Below are 930 nucleotides of genomic sequence, written 5' to 3'. Positions count from 1 at the left end.
CGACGGTTCGCAGCGCTTTCGCTGGGGGGTGCCTTGATTGCGGATGGCGCGATCACCGACTGGAAGCCGGATCTTGTGCATACGCATGATTGGCAGTCCGCGCTGACTTCTGTCTACCTGCGCTACCGGCTGAAAAGCAGCCTGCCGACCGTTCTTACCGTTCATAATCTTGCCTTCCAGGGCCAGTTTCCTTTCGATCACTTATCGGATTTAGGAATTCCGCCGGAAGCCCAGTCGACCGAGTGCCTGGAATACTATGGCGATATAAGCTTCTTGAAAGGCGGCGTGCAGACCGCCGATATCATCACGACCGTCAGCCCAACCTACGCGCGGGAATACTGTCGGAGGGGCTCGGCATGGGGATGGAAGGGGTCCTGAAGGCAAACAGAAAGAAGCTGAGAGGAATAGTGAACGGGATCGACGACGACGTCTGGAATCCCGCCACCGATCTTTGTCTTGTCCAAAATTTCGACCGGAACAGCCTGGCTGCTCGTAGCTTGAACCGAAAGCATCTGATCAATCTATTCGACTTTCAGCAGGAGGAAGGCCCGATCTTTTCCGTGATCAGCCGACTGACATGGCAGAAGGGGATCGATCTTCTCGTACAAACCGTACCGCACTTGGTGGAGGCTGGAGGGCGGTTGATCATATGCGGTGAGGGCGATCACCATTTGCACGACCTGGTGCGAAACCTCGCCAAGCAGTATCCTCACAAGGTTGCAGTATCGATCGGTTACAATGAAGGCTTGGCTCACGTGATCTATGGCGGCAGTGATTTCCTCATGGCGCTTAAGCGGATGGACAACATCGGGATCGTCGTCGAAGACCTCGCAGCGGCGATAGATTTCTTTGAGGAGCTGGGCCTCGAGCTCGAGGGCAGCGCGATGATCGACGGCGAATGGGCCGGTCGTGTTACGGGCCTGGGCGACC

Annotated in this window: 1 protein-coding gene and 1 pseudogene; both read left to right on the top strand. The window is 56.5% G+C overall.

Annotated features, from left to right (window positions below):
- A partial coding sequence (locus AB4048_RS28840; protein WP_442205356.1) for a glycogen/starch synthase occupies positions 1-378 on the top strand: 378 nt, incomplete at its 5' end.
- Between the two features lie 29 nt (positions 379-407).
- Positions 408-930 (top strand): annotated as a pseudogene (locus AB4048_RS28835) (hypothetical protein); the annotation flags it as partial.

It is taken from the genome of Rhizobium sp. RAF56 (assembly GCF_052113965.1).
Taxonomy (GTDB): Bacteria; Pseudomonadota; Alphaproteobacteria; order Rhizobiales; family Rhizobiaceae; genus Rhizobium.
Note: the sequence above shows the minus strand (reverse complement) of the source record. Positions and strands in the feature narration are given on the sequence as shown.